Origin of the sequence: Streptomyces sp. NBC_01304, assembly GCF_035975855.1 — a bacterium.
Classification (GTDB): Bacteria; Actinomycetota; Actinomycetes; order Streptomycetales; family Streptomycetaceae; genus Streptomyces.
Genome location: NZ_CP109055.1, coordinates 7,297,775 through 7,318,887 on the forward strand (window position 1 = coordinate 7,297,775; position 21,113 = coordinate 7,318,887).

Annotated in this window: 25 protein-coding genes; 14 read left to right on the plus strand and 11 right to left on the minus strand. The window is 70.3% G+C overall.

Annotated features, from left to right (window positions below; all coding sequences use genetic code 11):
* Window positions 1-109 precede the first annotated feature (109 nt).
* The 3 genes from OG430_RS32300 (at window position 110) to OG430_RS32310 (ending at window position 2,792) form a co-directional block, all read left to right on the plus strand.
* Window positions 110-721 (plus strand): sensor domain-containing protein, encoded by a 612-nt coding sequence (locus OG430_RS32300; RefSeq protein ID WP_327356164.1) that lies wholly within the window; start codon window positions 110-112, stop codon window positions 719-721.
* A gap of 101 nt (window positions 722-822) precedes the next feature.
* Window positions 823-2,109 (plus strand): sensor histidine kinase, encoded by a 1,287-nt coding sequence (locus tag OG430_RS32305; protein WP_327356165.1) that lies wholly within the window; start codon window positions 823-825, stop codon window positions 2,107-2,109.
* A 38-nt stretch (window positions 2,110-2,147) separates the two neighbouring features.
* Entirely contained in the window at window positions 2,148-2,792 is a 645-nt protein-coding gene (locus OG430_RS32310) for a response regulator transcription factor (protein WP_327356166.1), read from the plus strand.
* A gap of 408 nt (window positions 2,793-3,200) precedes the next feature.
* On the opposite strand, the gene OG430_RS32315 is transcribed toward OG430_RS32310, so the two are convergent.
* The 4 genes from OG430_RS32315 to OG430_RS32330 form a co-directional block, all read right to left on the minus strand.
* Window positions 3,201-3,779, minus strand: coding sequence for a hypothetical protein (locus OG430_RS32315; RefSeq protein WP_327356167.1), 579 nt, complete (start codon window positions 3,777-3,779; stop codon window positions 3,201-3,203).
* Between the two features lie 140 nt (window positions 3,780-3,919).
* Window positions 3,920-4,162 (minus strand): hypothetical protein, encoded by a 243-nt coding sequence (locus tag OG430_RS32320; RefSeq protein WP_327356168.1) that lies wholly within the window; start codon window positions 4,160-4,162, stop codon window positions 3,920-3,922.
* 142 nt (window positions 4,163-4,304) lie between these two features.
* Window positions 4,305-4,910: a DUF5753 domain-containing protein gene (locus tag OG430_RS32325; protein ID WP_327356169.1), complete on the minus strand. Its 606-nt coding sequence runs from the start codon at window positions 4,908-4,910 to the stop codon at window positions 4,305-4,307.
* Window positions 4,911-5,010: 100 nt separating this feature from the next.
* Complete coding sequence (locus OG430_RS32330; protein ID WP_327356170.1) at window positions 5,011-5,262, minus strand: hypothetical protein; 252 nt, start codon at window positions 5,260-5,262, stop codon at window positions 5,011-5,013.
* Window positions 5,263-5,507: 245 nt separating this feature from the next.
* Between OG430_RS32330 and OG430_RS32335 the strand changes: the two genes are divergently transcribed.
* Window positions 5,508-6,761 (plus strand): XRE family transcriptional regulator, encoded by a 1,254-nt coding sequence (locus tag OG430_RS32335; protein ID WP_327356171.1) that lies wholly within the window; start codon window positions 5,508-5,510, stop codon window positions 6,759-6,761.
* Window positions 6,752-7,306 (plus strand): GNAT family N-acetyltransferase, encoded by a 555-nt coding sequence (locus OG430_RS32340; RefSeq protein ID WP_327356172.1) that lies wholly within the window; start codon window positions 6,752-6,754, stop codon window positions 7,304-7,306. The genes OG430_RS32335 and OG430_RS32340 overlap by 10 nt, the downstream gene beginning before the upstream one ends.
* A 57-nt stretch (window positions 7,307-7,363) precedes the next feature.
* Here OG430_RS32340 and OG430_RS32345 read toward each other — a convergent pair whose 3' ends face one another.
* Window positions 7,364-7,834 (minus strand): ATP-binding protein, encoded by a 471-nt coding sequence (locus OG430_RS32345; RefSeq protein WP_327356173.1) that lies wholly within the window; start codon window positions 7,832-7,834, stop codon window positions 7,364-7,366.
* Between the two features lie 235 nt (window positions 7,835-8,069).
* Between OG430_RS32345 and OG430_RS32350 the strand changes: the two genes are divergently transcribed.
* The 3 genes from OG430_RS32350 (at window position 8,070) to OG430_RS32360 (ending at window position 9,718) form a co-directional block, all read left to right on the plus strand.
* Complete coding sequence (locus OG430_RS32350; protein ID WP_327356174.1) at window positions 8,070-8,921, plus strand: helix-turn-helix domain-containing protein; 852 nt, start codon at window positions 8,070-8,072, stop codon at window positions 8,919-8,921.
* A 12-nt stretch (window positions 8,922-8,933) separates the two neighbouring features.
* Complete coding sequence (locus tag OG430_RS32355) at window positions 8,934-9,143, plus strand: DUF397 domain-containing protein (protein WP_327356175.1); 210 nt, start codon at window positions 8,934-8,936, stop codon at window positions 9,141-9,143.
* Window positions 9,144-9,226: 83 nt separating this feature from the next.
* The gene (locus tag OG430_RS32360; protein ID WP_327356176.1) at window positions 9,227-9,718 is read left to right on the plus strand and encodes an allene oxide cyclase barrel-like domain-containing protein; all 492 of its coding nucleotides are present in this window, start codon (window positions 9,227-9,229) and stop codon (window positions 9,716-9,718) included.
* Window positions 9,719-9,742: 24 nt separating this feature from the next.
* Here the strand turns inward: OG430_RS32360 and OG430_RS32365 are convergent, their stop codons facing one another.
* Window positions 9,743-10,138: a LysR substrate-binding domain-containing protein gene (locus OG430_RS32365; protein WP_327356177.1), complete on the minus strand. Its 396-nt coding sequence runs from the start codon at window positions 10,136-10,138 to the stop codon at window positions 9,743-9,745.
* Window positions 10,139-10,244: 106 nt separating this feature from the next.
* Here OG430_RS32365 and OG430_RS32370 point away from each other — a divergent pair, with 106 nt between their 5' ends.
* The 3 genes from OG430_RS32370 (at window position 10,245) to OG430_RS32380 (ending at window position 12,953) form a co-directional block, all read left to right on the plus strand.
* A complete protein-coding gene (locus OG430_RS32370; RefSeq protein ID WP_327356178.1) occupies window positions 10,245-11,849 on the plus strand; it encodes a ferredoxin reductase family protein in 1,605 nt (534 codons plus the stop codon).
* Between the two features lie 116 nt (window positions 11,850-11,965).
* Entirely contained in the window at window positions 11,966-12,097 is a 132-nt protein-coding gene (locus OG430_RS32375) for a hypothetical protein (RefSeq protein ID WP_327356179.1), read from the plus strand.
* Window positions 12,098-12,167: 70 nt separating this feature from the next.
* Entirely contained in the window at window positions 12,168-12,953 is a 786-nt protein-coding gene (locus tag OG430_RS32380) for a sulfite exporter TauE/SafE family protein (protein ID WP_327356180.1), read from the plus strand.
* Between the two features lie 4 nt (window positions 12,954-12,957).
* On the opposite strand, the gene OG430_RS32385 is transcribed toward OG430_RS32380, so the two are convergent.
* Both OG430_RS32385 and OG430_RS32390 read right to left on the minus strand, forming a co-directional pair.
* Entirely contained in the window at window positions 12,958-13,587 is a 630-nt protein-coding gene (locus OG430_RS32385; protein WP_327356181.1) for a class F sortase, read from the minus strand.
* Window positions 13,588-13,728: 141 nt separating this feature from the next.
* The gene (locus OG430_RS32390; protein WP_327356182.1) at window positions 13,729-14,265 is read right to left on the minus strand and encodes a hypothetical protein; all 537 of its coding nucleotides are present in this window, start codon (window positions 14,263-14,265) and stop codon (window positions 13,729-13,731) included.
* 296 nt (window positions 14,266-14,561) lie between these two features.
* Between OG430_RS32390 and OG430_RS32395 the strand changes: the two genes are divergently transcribed.
* Window positions 14,562-15,206: an NADPH-dependent FMN reductase gene (locus tag OG430_RS32395; RefSeq protein WP_327356183.1), complete on the plus strand. Its 645-nt coding sequence runs from the start codon at window positions 14,562-14,564 to the stop codon at window positions 15,204-15,206.
* Between the two features lie 187 nt (window positions 15,207-15,393).
* Here the strand turns inward: OG430_RS32395 and OG430_RS32400 are convergent, their stop codons facing one another.
* Together OG430_RS32400 and OG430_RS32405 are read right to left on the minus strand one after the other, a co-directional pair.
* A complete protein-coding gene (locus tag OG430_RS32400; RefSeq protein WP_327356184.1) occupies window positions 15,394-16,656 on the minus strand; it encodes a HAMP domain-containing sensor histidine kinase in 1,263 nt (420 codons plus the stop codon).
* Window positions 16,656-17,681 carry a hypothetical protein gene (locus tag OG430_RS32405; protein WP_327356185.1) on the minus strand — a complete coding sequence of 342 codons (1,026 nt, stop codon included), beginning with the start codon at window positions 17,679-17,681 and terminating at the stop codon, window positions 16,656-16,658. The genes OG430_RS32400 and OG430_RS32405 overlap by 1 nt, the downstream gene beginning before the upstream one ends.
* A gap of 264 nt (window positions 17,682-17,945) precedes the next feature.
* Here OG430_RS32405 and cutA point away from each other — a divergent pair, with 264 nt between their 5' ends.
* Window positions 17,946-18,293 carry a divalent-cation tolerance protein CutA gene (gene cutA, locus OG430_RS32410; RefSeq protein WP_327356186.1) on the plus strand — a complete coding sequence of 116 codons (348 nt, stop codon included), beginning with the start codon at window positions 17,946-17,948 and terminating at the stop codon, window positions 18,291-18,293.
* Window positions 18,294-18,331: 38 nt separating this feature from the next.
* Window positions 18,332-18,841 (plus strand): gamma-glutamylcyclotransferase family protein, encoded by a 510-nt coding sequence (locus OG430_RS32415; RefSeq protein WP_442816745.1) that lies wholly within the window; start codon window positions 18,332-18,334, stop codon window positions 18,839-18,841.
* On the opposite strand, the gene OG430_RS32420 is transcribed toward OG430_RS32415, so the two are convergent.
* Window positions 18,765-20,984 carry a molybdopterin oxidoreductase family protein gene (locus OG430_RS32420; RefSeq protein WP_327356187.1) on the minus strand — a complete coding sequence of 740 codons (2,220 nt, stop codon included), beginning with the start codon at window positions 20,982-20,984 and terminating at the stop codon, window positions 18,765-18,767. The two genes, OG430_RS32415 and OG430_RS32420, sit on opposite strands and share 77 nt — an antisense overlap.
* Between the last annotated feature and the right edge of the window lie 129 nt (window positions 20,985-21,113).

Sequence of the window (21,113 nt, forward strand, 5' to 3'; positions counted from 1 at the left end):
GAGGTTCGGTTTACCCCACCCCGGGGTTCCGTGCCTGCACCATCGTTCGGGAAGGGGCCCGGCGGGACGCTTGAGGGGTCGCGTTCGCCCCTAAGAAGAGGTGGTTCTCATGGCTACGGCAACCCTCGCAGCTCGTACCCAGCCGGTCTGGCGTCGCATTCTGCGTGCTCCCTTCACGGGTGAGACCTGGCGCCGCGCCGCGTACCTCCTGATCGCCCTCCCCGCCGCGCTGCTCTGCCTCGTCCTCGCCCTGGTCGGCAGCCCCGCCGCAGGCCGTATCCAGCGTTCCCTGGCCCGGCGCCTGCTCGGTGTCGAGGTGCCGGAACCGGATCGTGCGAGCAAGCCGCTGGCCCTCGCGCACGCCGTGCTCACGCTGCCGCTGACCCTGATCGCGACCGTCGTCACGGGCTTCGTCTGGTTCGTCATGCTGATCAACCTCGGCTACCCGCTGCGCCCCGACAGCGATCAGCCGGCCGACTACGCCCAGTCCTGGGGCGGCCCCACCCTGGCCGGCGCCTGGGGCGTGCACATCCTCGGCGGCACCGTGCTCGTCGGGCTCCTGATGCCGTGGATCGTCAAGGGCTTCACCGCGCTGCAGGGCCGACTCGTCCGTGCCTTCCACGGGGCGGACCGGGCAGGGCTGCGCAGCTCGGCGCTGATCGCCCTCGTCGTGGCCGCCGGGTGCGTGCTGCTCTCGATCCCGATCATCCACCAGTTCTGAGTCCACCAGTTCTGAGTCCACGGGCTCTGAGTCCACGGGCTCTGAGTCCACCGGCTCTGAGCCCACCGGCTCCCGGCTCCCGCCCGTCTAGGTTGATCCCCATGCCCCGCAAGCTCATCGCCCTCGCCACCGCCCCCTTCACCCGCCGAAGCCTCGCCGCCCTGCTGTACACGGCCCTCGCGCTGCCGCTCGCCCTGGTGTCGTGCGTGCTCGTCCTGCTCGGCCTGCTGCTCGGCGGCGCGCTCACCATCACCGCGCTCGGGCCCTGGCTGATCGCGGGCACCGTGCGCGGGGCGCTCGCCCTCGGCGAGGTGCAGCGAGGGCTCGCCCGTGGGCTGCTCGGCCTCGACATCGAGGCCCCGCGGCGCGGCGGCGAGGAGGCCGGGGCGTTCGGCTGGCGGCGGGCGGTGTTGCGGGACCGGGTGGCGTGGCGGGCGGTCGGCTGCGCGCTCGCCGTGCCGCTCACGGCCGCACTCGCGCTGGGCGTCGCGGTGTGCACGTACGTATACGGCTTGATGTTCGTCCTGCACCCGTTCCTGAAGAACTGGAACTACTACACCGTCCGGGCCGCCGACGGCAGCACCCGGCGGGTGTCCCTGGAGATCGCGAACGTCCAACTCGACAGCTGGCCACGGTGGTTGCTCGTCGTGGCCGCCGGCGTTGTGCTTCTTGCGGTCGCCCCGTGGCTGCTGCACCGCGCGCTCGTCCCGCACCGCATGGTCCTGCGCGCCCTCCTCGGACCCGACCGGACCGAGAGCCGCATCCGCACCCTGGAGGAGACCCGCGCGCACGCCGTCGACGACGCCGCGGCCACCCTGCGACGCATCGAGCGCGACCTCCACGACGGCACCCAGGCCCGCCTCGTCGGCCTCGGCATGCAGCTGACGATCATCCGGGAACTGCTCACCGCCGACGCCGACCGCGCGCAGGTCCTCGCCGTCGTCGACACCGCGCAGGGCAGCGCCAAAGCGGGCGTCGCCGAATTGCGCGATCTCGTACGAGGCATCCATCCGCCCGTCCTCGACCAGGGCCTCGACACGGCCCTCGCGACCCTGGCCGCCGACAGCGCGTTGCCGGTCACGCTCACCGCGGACCTCCAAGGCCGTGCCTCGCCGGCCATCGAGTCCATCGCGTACTTCTGCGCCGCCGAACTCCTCACGAACGTGATCAAGCACAGCGGGGCGCGGGCGGCGCAGGTCGACGTGACGGCCGCGGACGGGCAACTCCGGCTCGTCGTACGGGACGACGGGCGCGGCGGCGCGGCCGTGGGCGGCGGCAGCGGGCTGCGCGGGCTGCTCGACCGGGTGCGCACCGTCGACGGCACGCTGGAGTGTGCGAGTCCGGCCGGTGGGCCTACGGTGGTCACCGTCGTACTCCCGTACTCCTGACTGCCGCTGCCGGCAGTCGCTGCCGACCGTGAGGGCCCATGCGCATCGTCATCGCCGAAGACTCCGCGATTCTGCGTGACGGTCTGGTCCAACTCCTCACCCTGCGCGGGGTGGAGGTCCTCGCCGCGGTCGGCGACGCGGACGCCCTGCGCGCGGCCGTGGCCGAACACGCCCCGGACGCCGCCGTGATCGACATCCGGCTCCCGCCGACCCAGACCGACGAAGGGCTCCGCGCCGCCGTCGACATCCGCCGTGACCACCCCGGCACCGGCGTACTGATCTTCTCCCAGTACGTCGAGACGAAGTACGCGGCCCAGCTCATCGGCGACGGCGGCGCGGGCGTCGGCTATCTGTTGAAGGAACGCGTCGTGGACATCGGCGAGTTCGTCGACGCCCTCAAGCGCGTCGCCGCAGGCGGCACGGCCCTCGACCCCGAGGTCGTCGCCCAGCTCTTCGGCGCCAGCCGCCGCGCCTCGGCCTTGGACGCCCTCACCCCACGCGAGCGCGAGGTCCTCGACCTGATGGCTCAGGGCCGTACGAACAACGACATCGCGGCGTCCTTCGTGGTGTCGGAGCGGGCGGTCGAGAAGCATGTCGCCAATATCTTCGCCAAGCTGGATCTGCCGCCTTCGGGGAGTGGGCATCGGCGGGTGTTGGCTGTGTTGCGGTATTTGGATGCGTAAGTCCGCCGCACGAGGGTGAGGCCGGCCGCACACGGGTGAGACGACCCGGGGACAACTGCTAGCCCCAGGCGGCAAGCACATCGCCTGGGCCCCACACCAGGTCGGCGCGGGTAGACCGAATCTATGTAGATTCGGTCTACCTAAATCTGGACCCTGGGCCTCCCTGACACGAACATCGGCGGGATGCCCAGCACGTCGTTCACGTGCTGGGCGGACAGCGAGACGGGCAACGCGATGCTGATCTTCACCAACGGTCAGCTGAACTCGAAGTCGCGGTTCGGCCTGAAGTAGCGAGCTCGGCTGGATGAAATGCGCCGGGAGTGCTGTCAGATTGTTGATTGAGTCCCAGCTGTCCCGGACGGATTACTGAGCCCCGTCGCTCTTCGTGAAGTGCGGCGGGGCTCTGCTCTACCCGCTCGACAGGGGTGGGTCGGGGCGCCGTGATGTCAGGAGCGTCAGCGCCCGCTCGGGAATGTTCGGTTCGTCGATATGAATCCGTCCGGTTTCGACGCGGGAGTGTCCGAACATCGTGCCGTCGACCTTCTCGGCCTGGTCCAGATCGAGCTGCCAGTCCGCGATGACCGTGAACGAGTCCGGGTTGGGGATCGCGCGGGCGGACGAGCCGAGGCAGGTCAGCCAGCAACAGGCCGCGTGCTCGCCCGGCCCGCGCCAGTCCCCGACCTTGTCGGGACTGTGCCGGTGGGCGAGGGCGAACAGGTTGCCCGGCTCGAACACGTTGCCCTCAACCGGGATCAGGCCGAGGACAGCGACGGCTCCGGTGTCGTAGCTGGTGTACGCCATGACGCACCAGTTGTCCGGCCATGAGTGGAGCAGGGGGAACACGGTGATGCGCCCGTGCCCGTTGATCGTGCGCAAGGAGGGGCCCTTCCGGGGGTGCCCGCGCCGCGCTGCGGGGAGCGCGGGCATCCGCTGGATCCAGACGGTCAGCAGCAAGGACCGTCGCCACAGCACGTCGTCGGATTGCACTCCGCTGCGGTCTGCCAGTCCCGTACGTCCACTTCAAAGCCCTGCGCCCGGATCTCGGCGGCCACGTCGTTCATGGTCGCCTGATCTCGTCGGCGGGACCGCGGATTGTGGTGGACCAGCTCGCCGAAGCTCGCTGTGCATCACTCGCGGTACGCCTCGGTGTGCAGGATGAACGCATGCCACGCGGGATCAATCTGCTTGGACGGAGACATGACCCGGCCGAGCGTTCCCATCGTCCACACGAACGCAATGCCCTGGTCCATGCGACGCTCGGCCATGCTGGGCTCTAGGCCTTCCTCCTCGGCGAGGAAGTCGACCAGGCGGTTGAACAAGGCGTCGTCGACTAGGTCGCGGCCCTGCCTTAGCTTGGTTGCTGTGCTCATCACAAACCCCTTCTCTCTTAGTCGGGTTGGGGGTGGAGATGACGTACTGGGGGACGGGGGTGCAGGCCCCCGCCCCTCGTGGGTTGGACACTTTGCGTGAGGCGCAGTTGGCCAGGTCACCACGGAGACGGAAGTCGGTGGGCTACTGCTGTATGGCCGCCAGTTCCGCCTGGACGATGTACTTGGCGTCCTCCCCGAAGACGGCGGACTGCTCCAGCAGACCGAACGCCGTCTCGTAGCGCCGGATCTGCGCCTCGTCGGTGTAGGTGGGCGACGACCCGAACAGCTCGACCTCGACTCGCTGACCGTCGAAGATCCCGAACGAATTGCCGGGGAACACTGCGAGCTGAGCGCGGCTAGGGATGATCCCGAGAGTTACACCTGGAATGTCGAACGACTCCAGGACATGCTCAAGTTGGCCGCGCATGACCTCGACTCCGCCGATGTTCGACCGCAGCGCTTGCTCACCGAGGAGGGTCCGGTACGTACGCCCGTCCTTGCCGAACAGCTCTGCTCGTGCCGTGCGGGCCTGGACACCGGCCTCGATGTCGCGCGGCGATTCGAGGAAGTCGACCACGAGCGCGAGCATCGCCCTCACGTACTCGGGTGTCTGGAGGTTCCCCCAGATCACATCGGGGCAGTAGTGCTTGGTCTCCCTGGTCTGCCTGACCAGGTCCAGGAACGCTTCCTGGGTAGGACCCATGCCTTCCTCGTGCAGTTCGTCCCAGGTTTTCGTGGGCTCAGCCATGACTGTCTCCTCGGGTCGGATCGGAGGTCAGAAACTCAGTGGCGGCTTACGCCGTAGACGGTGGCGCCAGCTTGATCACCGCGGCCACTTCCCCGTCAGGTCATTCCGCCGCTTGAGCTTCTTCGACAGGGTGTCCTGCGGCGTCGGGGCCTGGTCCGCCATGCTTCTTCACCACCTCGGTCAACTTCTGCGCCACAGGGACGGCGACTCGCCCCAGCTGAATGCCGTAGGCGCTGCCCGGCAGGGTGGGCGGATCGACGGACAGGGAGGTCAGGTGGATTCCGGCATCCTGAAGCGTGTCGCGCAATGCGCGCCAGACCTCGGTTGCCTCGTCCATGGGATCGGTGCTCACAGGCCGGCCGCCTTCCTGAGCTGCGTGATGGACTCGGTGAACGTCACGGCGTGGGGCGGCTCTGCCAATTCCTGGCGGTGCATCATCTTCCTCGCCTCGTGTGGGGGCTGGCTTCTGGTGACAACCAGTGAACGACTACGCCGACATCCGAGACAGGCGAAACCAGGTGAGGCTTCAACGCGTGACCCCGGTGATTTTTACCTTCGCGCTGTCGTGGCCTGATAGCGGAGCGCTACCTTCATGAGGTGCACGCGAACGCCAAGCTTGAAGCGCGGATGGACCAACTCGGCTTCTCTCAGGCTTGGTTGGCCCGGGGGATTAACCTCGCCGTCGAACGGCTGACTGGTTCCCCCGGCTCGGTCACTGATTCCGATGTACGTCGCTGGCTGCGATACGAGACGAAGTGGCCGCAGGACCGAATTCGGCTTTGCATCGAAGAGGTATTGGACTCCACATCCGAGGCTCTAGGGTTCATCCCCCGACGCACGAAGAGTCGCGCACCATCGGAGGACGGGCCCGTGCAGCGTCGCGCATTCGGTAAGGCGGTAGGCGGAGCGGCAATAGCCTTCGCCGCTCCGCAGGCGCAGCCGAGACGCCTCGGCGTCAGCGATGTCGTGCGGTTCAGCCGGGACTACGCCGACATCCTTCAGCAGGACCAGGTCATGGGAGGCACGCGGCGAGTGGAGAACCTGGCCGTCGAGCTGGGGATGCGGGTCCAGTCCGCGCTGTCGACCGCAACGGTCTCCAGTCGTGTGCGTGACATGCTGCACCGTCTCGCCTCGGACGCGATGGCAGCCGCGGCCTTTGCCGCTATCGACGCCCGTGCACCGCAGCGGTCCCGTACGCACCTGGACAAGGCGATGACGCTGGCCGGCCTCTCCCGAGACAGCCAGACGCTGTACCGCGTATGGGATCACCTAATGCTGGCGTCGAGCATGCGCGAGAACCACTCTGAGGCTGCCGCCAGTGCCGATGTGATGAAGCGTTCGACTGCTGCACGGCGTGATCCTCTCTTTTCCTCACTCGGACACATGCGCAATGCCAACGCGCTGGCCCGACTGAACCAGCCCACAGAAGCATTGCGTGCCCTCCGTCTGGCAGAGAAGAACTTCGCACGCTGCGGGACAGCGGAGCGCTCGGGGTGGATCAACTTCTACACGCCTGCTGAGTTCAATGCCCTGTCCTCCTACGTGTGGGTGGCGGTCGGACAGCACGGCCGGGCCGAGTCCTGTCTGCACCACACACTGTCGGCCATCCCACAGGGCATGACTCGCGACAGGGCACTCTTCACCGCGCACCTGTCCCTCGCGCAAGTCAGGCAGGGCGAGCTTGAGTTGGCCTGCGCCACCGCGCGGGAGGCATCGGCCCTGCTCCCGCCTGATTCCGGATCACGGAGGACGGCCAATGTCCTGGCTGGTGGGCGTGATCTACTGCTCGCCTCCGGATCAAAGGCGCCCGAAGTTGTCGAGTGGATCGAGGTGTCTCGTCAGTGGACCTGAAGCGGTACCGGCACACCGATGCCCAAGACGTGCGTTCGATGCTGCTGGATATCCACGACGATGTGTACGCAGACAACCCCGACCCGTACCACCGCCGGGAGCGCTGGACCTACTTCCTGGACCGTTGGTCATCCCGCGAGAACTGGCGGTGCATCCTCGGCTGGGAGGACGGCGGCCCTGTCGGGTTCGCCTATGGTGCGGTACTCAAGCCCGGGGGGTGGTGGGCGGGCAGCACCAAGCCCAAGGGCCTGCGAGGACCGGTGTTCGCGCTCTCTGAACTCATGGTGCTGCCCCGCTGGCAGGGGACCGGGCGGGCCAAGCCGATTCACGACGCGCTGATAGCCCCCGTAGAAGCGAGAGTGGCATCGCTGCAGGTCGAGATCGATCACCCCAAGGTCATTCGCCTCTATGAGAGTTGGGGCTACCGGCAGGTGGACGAGTTCAGGCCGGCCGGCGACTCACCTGTGTACGCGGCAATGGTGAAGGATCTTCCCCAGGCCAAGGACTTTCCGGAACCAACCCTGCGACGCGGCACATTCGGGTGACCGAGTTCTCCATGACCCGTGGGTAGTGCGGGCCGGGCCTGACCCGCGGGGGCTCCTTCACGCCGCCCGCGCCAACCCCGGCGCAGCCTCCAGCTCGAACCACAACAGCTTCCCGCCCCGCCCGAAGAGGTCGTCCCCCAGCGGATACCCGCCCCAGTCGTCGGCCCACAGCTGTACGAGGAGCAGCCCGCGCCCGCCTTCGCCGTCCGGCGCCAGGTCGGGTGCAGGCCCGAGCATCCTGGGCGGTCGGTCGAAGGGTGGCGGGATGTGTGGGTTGGAGTCCCACACGCCGACCCGGATGCGTCCGCCCTCGAACCCGCGTACCCGCATGGCTGCGGCGCCCTCTGTGTGCCGGTAGGCGTTGGTGACCATCTCGGAGGTCAACAGCTCGGCAGTGTCGAGGAGTTCGGGAATGCCATGCCCGGAGAGTGCGGCCCGCAGGGTCATGCGGGCGACGCGCGGGGCGCGGGGGTCGTGGGGCAAGTGAAGGGCGTACGACCAGGGTTCGGGCGGGGATACGGTGACCATGAACGCCTCCTATGGAGAGTCGATTCGGGTTGCCCTATTGGCTCGGCCTGGCGGTGGCATGTCGCGTGCGCGGGGGCGTGCGGGGCTCTTCCGTCTTATGGGCAAGGCCAGTTGAGCGGCTAGGGAATCACCGTAGACTGCAGACCCTGATGTATTTGCACTCAATCCCAAATACATCAGCGATTTACCTCGTGTGGGTGACAGCCCCACCAGGCGTACGGAACGGAGCGAGAACATGGCACCGAGGAGCACCCCCACGGCGCGCCGCGTCCGCATCGGCGTCGAGCTGCGCCGCCTGCGCGAGCGTGCGGGGATGACCACCGTCGAGGCCGCCCGTGCACTGGGCACCACACAGGCCCAGATCAGCAACATCGAAGCCAACCGCTTCGGGGTGAGCGCCGACCGCGTCCGCACCCTGGCTCACATCTACGACTGCACAGACCAACCCCTGATCGATGCCGTCGCCGACATGGCGGCCGACCGCACTCGCGGCTGGTGGGAGGAGTACCGGGACACCATGCCCTCCCCGCTTCTCGATCTCGCGGAGATGGAGCACCATGCGAAGGCGCTCCGCGTCTGCCAGGTCATCAACATTCCCGGTCTGCTGCAAACCCCCGAGCATGCCCGCGCGCTCTTCCGTGAAGCGGTCCCCCCGCTGCGGCCGCACGAGATCGAGCACCGTGTATCCCACCGCATCAAGCGCCAGGCTGTCCTCTTCCGAGACGTTCCGGTCCCGTACACCGCGATCATCCACGAGGCCGCGCTGCGCATGCAGTTCGGCGGGCGTGACGTGACGCTCGCTCAGCTCCACCACCTGATCGAGGTCAGCGAGGAGCCGCACATCACCCTGCGTGTGATCCCCTTCGACGGCACGTCGTTCCCCACAGCCGGCCACGGCCTGGACTACGCCCACGGCCCCGTGACGGCCCTCGACACTGCCCAGCTGGACACGAGCCACGGCACCGAACTCGTCGATGCTGCAGCCAAGTTGGAGACGTACCGGATGATCCTGGACCGTATGCAGAAGGCCACACTGACGCCCACGGCGTCCAAAGACCTCATCCATCGCATCGCCAAGACCTTTTAGGGAGAGCCACCCATGTCAGAACTGACCTGGCAGAAGTCCACCTACAGCGAGAGCGGCTCGTCCTGCGTCTACCTCGCCACCACCCCCGCCGGAACGATCCACCTCCGCGAAAGCGACGACCCGGAGGTCATCCTGACCACAACCCCCAACTGCCTCGCCACCTTGATACGCAGCATCCGCAACCGGTCCGCTTCTCATGCCTGCGATGTCATGACGGCATAGCGATATTGGTCTTGGACGTCATGACTGGCCATTCATAGTGTCGAGGTGTTCGCACAGGGAGATCGCAACGAGGGGAATCCATCATGGTCACCAGCAGCTCGCGGGCACGGTTCGCCAAGTTTGCCGCCGTATCTGTGGCCACCGCATTGGTCGGCTTCTCCGCCGTAGGCAGCGCAGATGCCGACACTTCGGACAAGGGCCGGGTCGAGGTCCTCGAACTCGACGTCAAGAACGACCAGTACGAGCAGATTGATCTCGGTCCGAAAGGAGCGAGCTTGGGTGATACGTACGTCTACTCCGGCGCGGCCATGCAGGACGACCGCAACGTCGGGCGCGGGGGCGGATCGTGCCAGGTCATTCACGTCGATGGCGAGAAGCTCACCACGCAGTGCCTGATTACGATCCAGCTTGAGCGCGGCTCGCTGACGATGCAGTCGCTCTGGGTGAGCGGAGCGAAGTCGCTCGACATGGCCATCACCGGCGGCACCGGCGACTTCAGTGCGGCGAGGGGCAGCGCTCGCTACTGGGACATCGCCACGCCGGACGAGGGGATGCGAGCCGAAATCCTGCGCTGATGTGTGCCGGAAGTCCGGACCGCGTCACTTCAACTCGCCCGGGTTCCAGTCCCAGTTGGTGATCGTCGTACGCATCAGCTGGACCGCGGTCGGCAGGCTGGTGTCGGCACCCCCATACAGGGTGACCGTGCGACGGTGGTCCGGGCTTTCCGCGGGGACCCAGGCGATGGGGGCGCGGGTGGCGCTGCGGCGGGCGAAGGCGGGGACCAGACCGATGCCGGGTCCGGTGCCGATCAGGTCGGCGATGGCGCTGTGTTCGTCGCTTTCGCAGACGATCCTCGGCGTGAGGTCTCGTGCGGCGAAGAGCCGGTCGAGCAGCCCGCGAAGCCAATGCCCCTCGCGGGCGGTGGCGAAGGGCTGGCCGGCGAGTTCGTCGATGCTCACCGACGTACGGCCCGCCGGCGGGTGGTCGAGTGCCACTCGGTCCTTAACCCTTTTTGAGCCGATCCTCAAAGCAACCTTAAGGATCTCGGATAACGCCCTGACCAGCTATTTCCGGCGCCCCTGAGCCCTTATGTTCAGCGTCGTGACCACCGACACCGTCCACCCAGACCTCACCGCGTACCCCGCCCTGGCCTCCTACCTGCAGCAGGCGGGGCACGTGACGCCCGACCCGCAGCGGCAGGACGAGGTGCCGCCCCGCCCGACCCGTGACCCCGCCGTGGCGGCTGCCGCGCCGGCCGGTGCCCGGGTGCGGGAGGCGGCGGTGCACGGGATGCGGGTGCTGCTCGGGCATCACGAGGCGCAGGCATCCGTGGGGCCGGTGGATCAGACGCAGCAGTTGCGCCAGGTGCGCCCGCGGGCCGTGGTCAAGCCCGCGCCCCGCGTGCGGGTCTCGCCGAAGTCGCTGCGGGCCGCGCTGTTTGCCGGTGCCGCCGCGGTCACCGGGATGTGGGGCGTGCAGGTGCAGCCCTCCGCGCGGCTCGACGCGCTGTTCGCGACCGGGGCCCATCTGACCGGGCTGCTCGCCGGGTACGGGATCCTCGTCATGCTCTTCCTGATGGCCCGGGTGCCCGCCGTGGAGCACGGCATCGGGGCGGACCGGCTGGCCAGGAGGCATGCGCTGGGCGGGCGTTGGGTGCTTTCGCTGTGCTTCGGGCATGCCCTGCTCGCCCTCTGCGCGTACGCCGCCCACGGCGGTATCGACCTGCTCACCGCCGCCGTACGGCTCCTCGGCTATCCGGGCCTCGCCGCGGCCGCGCTCGGTACCGCACTGCTCGCGGCGGTCGGTGTGACCTCTGCCCGTGCGGTACGTCGTCGTGTGCCCCATGAGACCTGGCGGGCCGTGCACCTGCTCACCTACCTCGGAGCGGGCCTAGCCTTCGCCCATCAGTTGGTCGGGCCCGACATCGCGGGCAGCGTCCTCGGTGCCTGGGCGTGGGCGATGATGCACGCCACGGTCGCCGTCCTGCTGGTCTGGTACCGCCTGGTCGTGCCCGTACGGCAGGCCCTGCGGCACAGCCTGCGGGTGCTCGACGTCCGTAAGGAGGGGCCCGACGTCGTCTCCGTCGTCATGCAGGGCCTCGAACTCGACGAACTGTGCGCCGAACCGGGGCAGTTCTTCCGCTGGCGGTTCCTGCAGCGCAGGCTCTGGCACACGGCGCTGCCGTTCTCGCTGTCCGCGCCCGTGAAGGACGACACCCTGCGGATCACCGTCAAGGCGATCGGCAACCACACGCGGCGCATCCGTCGCCTCAAGCCCGGCACCCGGGTCCTCGCCACCGGCCCGTTCGGCGCCATGACCGCGCACAAGCGCAAGCAGCGCAAGGTGCTGCTGCTCGCGGGTGGTGTGGGCATCACGCCGATGCGTGCGCTCTTCGAGACCCTGCCCGGCGGACCCGGCGACCTCACCCTGCTCTACCGGGCCGGAAGTGCCGAACAGCTCGTCCTGCGCGAGGAGTTGGAGTCCATCGCCGCGTCCCGGCAGGCGGGCCTGCACTACCTCCTGGGCCGCTCCGACGCCTCCTTCGACCCGCTCGCCCCGCAGGCCCTGCGCAACCTCGTGCCGGACCTCGCCGACCACGACGTGTATCTGTGCGGGCCGCCCGGGATGGCCAATGCGGCGATCGCGGCGCTGGTGCGGGCCGGGGTGCCCGAGGAGCGCATCCACGCCGAGAACTTCTCCTACTGAGTCATTCCGACTCCGACTCCGAATCCGACCCCGTTTCAGAACAGGACGACCTCCACGCCATGGGACGCCACCGCAAGTCCATCGAAGGCCGTGGGCCTACGCGCCACGCTCGCCGCATGCTCGCCACGGGGTTGGCCGGGGCGAGTGCGCTGGCCGCCACGTTCCTGGTCGTGGTGGTCGACCCGGCCGCGCCGCCGGCCCCGGACCGGCTGCCGGTGAGCAACCCCGAGCCGCAGGCCGCGCCGTAGTTCTTGCCGGACGGGCTGCTGCGGGGGCCCGGTTCCAGCCCCCGCGGAACCCCCGAATACTGTCGTGATCATGCCTGACATATCCCTGACCACGATCGTCGTGCTCTGCCTCGCCGCCGCAGCGGCCGGCTGGATCGACGCCGTGGTGGGCGGCGGCGGCCTGCTGCTGCTTCCCGCGCTGCTCCTCGGCGTGCCGAACGTGCACCACAGTTACGTGTTCGGCACGAACAAGGCGGTAGCCGTCGTCGGCACCTCCGCCGCCGCGGTCACCTACGTCCGCAAGGCCCCGATCGACGTGAGGCTGGCCGTACGCATCGGACTCGCGGCCCTCGTCGGCTCGATGTGCGGCGCGTCCTTCGCGGCCGGGATCAGCACCGCCGTCCTGCGGCCCTTCATCATGGTCGTCCTGCTCGGCGTGCTCGCCTTCGTGATGCTGCGGCCCTCCTTCGGCTCCTCGACGACCGGCGTCGTCGGGCCGCCGACCAAGCAGCGGGTGCTCGCCGCGATCGCCGTCGCGGGGCTCGGAATCGGCTTCTACGACGGCCTGTTCGGGCCCGGCACCGGCACCTTCCTGGTGATCGCCCTGACCGCGGTGCTCCATCTGGACCTGGTCAACGCCTCCGCCACGGCGAAGATCGTCAACGTATGCACCAACATCGGGGCGCTCGCGATGTTCAGCTACAAGGGCACCGTGCTGTGGCAACTGGCCGCCGTGATGGCCGTGTTCAACCTGGCCGGCGGGATGGCCGGGGCGCGGATGGCGCTCAAGAAGGGCAGCGGGTTCGTGCGCGGCGTGCTTGTCGTGGTCGTCGTCTCGCTGGTGGCGAAGCTGGCGTACGACCAGTGGCTGGCCTGAGCCCCTAGCTCGGCTTCGTGCCCGTGAGGTGGGCGAACGCCACCACGTTGCCCAGATAGCCGGTCTTCTTCGAGTAGCCGCCGCCGCAGGTGATCACCCGGATCTCGGGACGCCGCGCCGCGCCGTACACCTTCTCGTCGGGGAAGGCCCGGCTGTCGTACACCTCGATCGCGTCGACCGTGAACAGCGCGGTCCTGCCGTCGGTGCGGTCGACCTCGATGACCTGGCCCTGCTTCAGGGCGCCGAGCGAATAGAAGACGGCGGGGCCCTCCGCGTTGTCGACGTGTCCGGCGACCACCGCCGTTCCGGTCGAGCCCGGCGTGGTGCCCGACTCGTACCAGCCGGCCAGATTGCGCCGCTCGGCGGGCGGCACGTCGAGGCTGCCCTGCGGGGTCAGGGCCAGGCCCATCAGCGGGGCGTCGACGCGGATCGACGGGATGCGGATGCGCAGCGGGGGCGACGGGGCGAGCCCCGGCGCGGCGGGGGCGGCCGGCCGGGCGTGGGCGAGGCGGCCGGCCTCGGCGGGGGAGGGCTGCGGCGGGGCGTGGCCCGCGGTGCCGTGCTGCAGGAGCCAGAGCCCGCAGCACAGGGCGAGGATGCTGACGGCGGCTATCGCCGTGCGGAGGGTTCGCATGAGGGCCTCCTCGGGTCGTCGCCGCGCTGGGCAGCACCAGGGGTTACGTCATGAGCCCCGCGTCCCCCTCCGAGCCGCGTGCGGCGCGGAATCGGAGGGGGCGGGGGAAGGCGGTACCGGTGGACAGCGGAGGATGTCCGGTCAGATCCCGTCGCCTCTCGCCCGGCGATGCAGGAGCCAGGTACCGCCCGCGGCGGCGACGGCCAGAGCCGCCACGCCCGCCGCGGTCTGCACGGGGTCGGGACCGAGCGCGCCGCCGACCCCCGTCTTCACATGTCCCTTCGGATGGACCGGCTGGGCGGCGGAGGCGGTGAGGGTGACGACCAGGTCACCCGACACCTCCGCGCCCTCGGCGCACTTCGCACGGATCGCGTACGTGCCGGGGGAGGCGGAGGTCGGCACCTTGAACTGGCCGACCGCGTCCTCCTTGTGCGTGGTCGGCGCCAGCTTGAACGCCCCCGCACCGACCGCGCTGGCATCCCCGGAGGCGGTGCCGCCCGAGCCGCACGCGGTGGTGTTCGCGGTGACCTCGGCTCCCGGCGTGACGCTCGACGGATAGACCTCTAGGCTCCCGCCGTCCGCGGCGGTGAGCGCGTACGCGGGCCCGGCGGCGAGGCAGGCCGAGGCCACGGCGGTGAGCGCCGAGCCGGTCAGCAGGCGGGTGGCGGCGGTGCGCATGTGTCCTCCGAGAGGGCACGGCCGGCGGCACCCCCATGTGCCACTGCGTCGGTCGCGTCCTTGTTACCGAGGTAAGTGGCACTCGCCCGGACACGCCTCCTGATGCGACGTCAGATAGGCGCCGGATGAGGGGTTCCGCGCTCCCTTGCGGGGTCATCGCAGCAGGTCATCGGGGTGCCCGTGGAAAGTACCGAAGTCGGGGCGGTACGCCTGTGAACGGGTGACCCGCCCCGGCCGGGGGTGGGGCGCGGGGCGGCGCTTGACCTGAAGCAAGGTTGAGGTATCAGCCTGTGCGCATGACTACTTCCGTCGTGCCGTCCGCCGCGCCTTCCGTCGCCACTTCCGCAGTGACTTCCGCAGTGACTTCCCCCGTACGCATCGCCGTCATCCTCGGCTCCAACCGCGAGGGCCGTTTCGGCCCGGTCGTGGCCGACTGGTTCCTGTCCCGCGTCCGCGAGCGCGGGGAGTTCGAGGTCGACCTCGTCGACCTGGGCGTCACCGAGCTGCCCGCCGCCCTCTCGCACCGGCCCTCCGCAGAGGCCCGGGAACTGCTCGGCAAGGTCACCCCGAAACTGGCCGCCGCCGACGCCTTCGTCGTCCTCACCCCCGAGTACAACCACTCCTACCCCGCGCCCCTGAAGAACCTCATCGACTGGCACTTCACCGAGTGGCAGGCCAAGCCGATCGCCTTCGTCTCGTACGGCGGGGTCTCCGGCGGCCTGCGCGCCACGGAGCACCTGCGCCAGATCTTCGCGGAGCTGCACGCGGTGACGGTGCGGGACACGGTCTCCTTCCACCACGTCCACGGCCACTTCGACGAGACGGGCCGCCACAGGGACCCTGCCGGGTGCGACGCTGCGGCAAAGGTGATGCTGGACCAGTTGGAGTGGTGGGCCCTGGCCCTGCGTGAGGCCAAGTCGGTACGGCCGTACGGGAAATGAGGGTGCGGGGCCGTGCGTCGCGGGGGCGTCCGGGGCTGGGGTTGCGCAGTTCCCCGCGCCCCTAGAAGACTGCGGAGTTCCCCGCGCCCCTAAAAGACTGCGCAGTTCCCCGCGCCCCTACAGGATTGCGGAGTTCCCCGCGCCCCTAAAAGACTGCGCAGTTCCCCGCGCCCCCAAGAGGCCTCGCCTATGCCTCCGGTAGGACGACCTCGGTCATTGCCCCGCCATCCACCGCATTGCGGAGCAGGACCTGTGCCCCGATCACCTCCGCCTGACCCAGCGCGATGGTCAACCCGAGCCCGGTCCCCTGCCCTCGCTCGGCCGCGCCCGTGAGGAAGCGCTGTGGGCCGTCCTTGAGGAGGTGGTCGGGGAATCCCCGGCCGTGGTCGCGGACCGTGACCGACGTCCCGGACACCAGGACCTCGATGGGCTCGGACCCGTGCTTGCGGGCATTGGTGATGATGTTGGAGAGGATCCGCTCCAGTCGCCGCGCGTCCGTACGCACCGGAGTGTCCGCCCCGCCCCCGAACTCCGCCGCGAACCCGGCCCGCTGGATGATCCCCTCCACCAGCTTGCCCAGCGGGTGCACTTCGAGGTCCGGCTTCTCGATCTTCGCGTCGAGCCGGGCCACCTCAAGGAGGTCCTCGGTGAGGGTGCGCAGGGCCGCGACCCGGTCGCGTACCAGCTCGGTCGGCCGGCCCGGCGGCAGCAGCTCGGCCGCGGTGTGCAGCCCGGTCAGCGGGGTGCGCAACTCGTGCGCGACGTCCGCGGTGAAGCGCTGCTCCGCCTCCAGGCGGTGCTGCAGGCTGGCGGCCATGGTGTCGACGGCCGAGGCGAGCTCGGCGACCTCGTTCTTGGTGCTCGGGGGACGCGGATGGCCGATCCGGGCGTCGAGCTCGCCCTGGCTGATGCGGCGCGCGGTGGACGCGGCGGTGCGCAGATCGCGGCTCAGCCGGCTCGCGAGTGCCGCGCCGCCGAGCGCGGCGAGGCCGACGATGACGGCGCCCCAGACGATCAGCCAGTTGTCGAGCTCACGCAGGTCCGCGCGCTGTTCGGTGAGCGGTTCGCGTACGGACAGCACATGGGAGCCGCCGATCGGGCGGGCCGCCCACACCGCGGGGTCGGAGCCGTCCATGTCGAGGTAGGTGGTGCGCCGGCCGTGCAGGGCGGCCTCGCGCAGCGGGCCCGGCAGCGCGGGGGAGTCGATCGCGGCGTCCACGTCGTCCTGCTCGACCTGGCCCGTCACCTCGTACAGCTGACGCACCCGCACCAGCTGGGCCGTGGCACCCGAGCGGGCGGTCGCGGCGACCTGGTCGTAACGGGTGTGGTGGATCAGCAGGCCGATGGTCACCGCGACCAGGGCGCAGCCCGCGGCGAGCAGGGCGGCGATCTTCCAGCGCAGGCCCAGACAGTTCAGGGCGAGGCGTGCCCTGCGGATGAACGCGATCATCACTCCCCGCCGACCGCATCGGCGTCCGGGGCGTCGTAGGTGTCCGAGGCCGCACCGGTGCCGTCCACCGGTGCGGCGTGCTGCGTGGCGTTCCGGCCGGGGGCGGAATTGAGCCAGTCGCCGCGGTCCTGCGGGGTGCCGGTGCCGGTGCCGCCGTCCGTCCCGGGGGCAGTCCCCGAGTCGGTCACGGAGTCGGTCGCGGCGTTCGTCCCGGAGTCAGTCGCGGAGTTCGTGGCCGTGGGGTCGGCCGCCGTCGGGGTCGGGGTCGGGTCCGGGGACTTGCCGTCGCTGGTCGGAGGCGGCGACTCGAGGTCCTTCGACGACTCCGGCACCGACGAGGGGCCGCCCTTGCGGTACGTCGTGGTGTCGCTCACCGTCATCATCCGGGCGCCGTCCCAGTGGTAGCGGACCGCCTTCTCGCCGCCGTCCGCGCTGGGGCTGCGCATCACCAGGTCGTTGCCGACGGTCTCGATCGTGGCGCGCTGGGCGGTGGTGAGCAGGATCGGATAGACCTTCCCGTCCCGCTCGGTGTACGCGGCCAGGATGGTCCGGCCGGTCTCCGTGTCCACGGCGACGAGCAGCTCCGTCGTGCCGTCGCCGGTGAGGTCCGCGAGCCGGGCGGGGCGGATGCCCGCCCGGCCCGGCTTGGTGATGTCCGCGCGCTTCGCCTGCTGCTTCATCTGCGGATCGGCGCGCAGCACGTCCCGTACCGGCATCTTCGCGAGGCCGCCCTCGGGCACGTCGAGGTTCTTCAGGGGGCGGGGCGGCGGCTGATGGGCGGTGGTGTCGGCGGCCGGCGACTTCGACGAACCGCCGGACCAGGACGGCCAGACCGCCTCGGGCCGTGGCTGCGGGGAGACGGAGGGGGCGGGCTCGCCCGCGGCCAGGCCGTTCTGCGTCGTGGCGCAGCCCGTGAGCGCCAGTGCGGCGAGGGCCGCGGCGGCGGCGCCCTGGAACAGGCGGCAACGGGAGATCATGGCGGCGGCAGCGTCCGTCTCGGGCTCGGGTCCCGCTGGCGGGAGCATCGGCAAGATGGTGGTGGCCGACCGGGGGGTGCCGGGGATTCGGCAGGCTCTGTCCGAAGACAGGGCCGAGGGGTCGGCCACCAGAATCGAAGGTAGGCGGCGACCATCACGGGAATCCGGCCGTTGTGTAACAGACAGCCGGAAAACAGGCCTGAGTTGATGATTCGGGACTTATGCACCGAGGCTTCGTCCCCCACCGAGACGAGCAGAACCGACACCGCCCTCGGCCGAAAGGCCGAGGGACGACGACCGAAAGGACCGGGTGTGCCGAGCGAGCCCAGGAAACCGAGCGATCCGGACGTACTCGCGGTGCTGACCACCACGGACGCCGCGGCCAAGGCGGAGGCCCTGGCCCGGGGCGCGGTGGAGGCGCGGCTCGCCGCCTGTGCGCAGATCGCCGGGCCCGTCACCTCCGTCTACCGCTGGGACGGCGCGCTCGCGACCGACCAGGAGTGGCAGCTCCTGCTGAAGACGACGACCGACCGCTACCCGGCCCTGGAGGCCTGGCTGACCGAGGCTCATGGCTACGAGACGCCCGAGATCATCGCGACGCCGGTGGTGCGGGGGAGCGCGGCGTATCTGGAGTGGGTGCGCCAGGAGACCGCCCGGTGAGCATGCCCACCGGCGAACCGACGCCCGCAAGGGAGCCGATGCCCGCAGGGGAGTCGACGCCCGCCGAGGGGCGGATGCTGCCCTTCTTCGTCTACGGCACCCTGCGCCCCGGCGAGCACAACCACGACCTCTTCCTGCGCGGCCGCCTCGCCGCCGAGGAGCCGGGCCTGCTCGCGGGCGCCGTGCTGTACGAGGGTCCCGGCTACCCGTACGCCGTCGAGGCGCCCGGCGGCGAGGTGCACGGCGAGCTGGTCACCGCGCGGCCCGAGGCGTACCCCGCCCTGCTCGCCGCCCTCGACCGCCTGGAGGACTACGCCCCCGGCGACCCGCACAACCTCTATCTGCGCATCGCCCGCGAGGTGACCCGTACCGCCTCCGGAACCCCCATCCGGGCCTGGGTGTACGTCGCCGCCCCCGCCGTGACCGCACGACTGCGCGCCCACGGCACACCCATTGAGGGCGGCGACTGGCTCAACTTCCGTTCGCGCCGGGCCCGTTCGCCCCGTCCACTCGCTCCGCCCGCTCCACCCGCACCGCGCACACCTTGAACTCGGGCATCCGCGACACCGGGTCGAGCGCGGGGTTCGTGAGCGTGTTGGCCCGGCCCTCGCCCGGCCAGTGGAACGGCATGAACACCGTGTCGGGCCGGATCCCCGCCGTGATCCGGGCCGGCGCCACCGCCCGCCCGCGCCGCGAGACGACCGCGAGCGCGTCCCCCTCGGCGGCCCCGAGGCGCGCCGCGAGCTGCGGGTGCAGCTGTACGAAGGGGCCGGGCGCGGCCGCGTTCAACTCGGCCACCCGCCGGGTCTGGGCCCCCGACTGGTACTGGGCGACGACCCGGCCCGTGGTCAGCAGCACCGGGTACTCCCCGTCGGGCTCCTCCGCGGCCGGGCGATGGGCGACCTCCACGAACCGGGCCCGCCCGTCGTCGGTCGCGAACCGGTCGAGGAACAGCCTTGGTGTGCCCGGGTGTTGGGCCCCATCGGCTCCGGCATCGGCTCCGGCATCGGCATCGGCATCGGCGTCGGGGCCGGTCCCGTCGGTCGCGGGGCACGGCCAGAAGACCCCGTCCTCCTCGGCGATCCGGCGATAGCTGATCCCCGCATAGTCCGCGGGCCCCCCGGAGCTCGCCCGCCGCAACTCCTCGAAGACCTCCTCCGGATCGGTCGGGAACTTCTTCTCCAGCCCTTCCCCGACCCCTGCCGTCCCCCCGAGCCGCGCCGCCAGCTCATGCATGACCTCAAGGTCGCTGCGTACGCCCGCGGGAGCCTGCACGGCCTTGCGCCGCAGCAGCACCCGCCCCTCCAGATTGGTCATCGTGCCCGTCTCCTCGGCCCACTGGGTCACCGGCAGCACCACATCGGCGAGTTGGGCCGTCTCGGAGAGCACCACGTCCGCGACCGCCAGGAAGTCAAGGGACCGCAGCCGCCCCTCGATGTGCGCGGCACGGGGCGCCGACACCACCGGGTTGGAGGCCATGACCAGGAGCGAGCGGATGTCCGAACCGAGCGCGTCGAGCAGCTCGTACGCACTGCGCCCCGGCCCTGGCAACGAGTCCGGGTCGACCCCCCACACCCCCGCGACATGCGCGCGCGCCGCCGGATCGGTGAGCTTGCGGTAGCCCGGCAACTGGTCGGCCTTCTGCCCGTGTTCCCGCCCGCCCTGCCCGTTGCCCTGCCCGGTCAGACAGCCGTACCCGGACAGCGGCCGCCCGGCCCGCCCGGTGGCCAGACAGAGATTGATCCACGCGCCCACCGTGTCGGTGCCCTTGGCCTGCTGCTCGGGCCCGCGCGCGGTGAGCACCATCGCGGCCTCCGGCTCGCAGAACAGCCGTACGGTCTCCCGCAGTTCGGGCACGGACACGCCCGTGATCCGCTCCACCAGCTCGGGCCAGTGCGCCATCGCGGCGGCCCGCGTCTGTTCCCAGCCGCTCGTACGTGCCCGGATGTACGTCTCGTCCGTACGCCCCTCCGCCACCACCAGGTGCAACAGGCCGAGGGCGAGGGCCAGGTCGGTGCCGGGGCGCGGGGCCAGGTGCAGGTCGGCCTGCTCGGCGGTCTTCGTGCGGCGCGGGTCGATGACGATCAGCTTGCCGCCGTTCGCCCGGAGCTCGGTCAGGTAGCGCAGCGCGGGCGGCATCGTCTCGGCGAGGTTCGAGCCGACCAGGATCACGCACCCGGTCTTCGGGATGTCCTCCAGCGGGAACGGCAGCCCCCGGTCGAGCCCGAAGGCCCGCTGGTGCGCCGCCGCCGCGGACGACATGCAGAACCGGCCGTTGTAGTCGATCTGCGAGGTGCCGAGGACGATGCGGGCGAACTTGCCGAGGCTGTACGCCTTCTCGTTGGTGAGTCCGCCGCCCCCGAACACCCCGCACGCGTCCGGACCGTGCTCGCCGCGCGTGCGGGCCAGCCCCTCGGCGATCTTGTCGAGGGCCTCCTCCCAGGTGGCCGGCTCGAGCCTGCCCGTGGCGTGGGACCGGATGAGGGGCTCGGTCAGTCGCACCCGGGAGGAGAGCACTTCGGGGGCGGTGCGGCCCTTTCCGCAGAGTGCTCCGCGGTTCACGGGGAAGTCTGGGCGTTCCACGACGGTGAGGCCGCCCCCGGCCTCGGCCCCGGCCGGATCCCGGGCCAGCCCCATCCCGCATTGCAGGGCGCAGTACGGGCAATGGGTGAGCGTCGGCGTGGAGTGCATGCGGTTCAGCATGCGTCGGGGGTGTTACGTGGCTCGGCCTCGCGGGTTACGTGCGCGGTACGGGGGGCTCCCTCCGGGGGGTGGGGCGTGGTGAGGCCGAGCTCGGTCTCCGGGGCGCCGCCCCGGGCC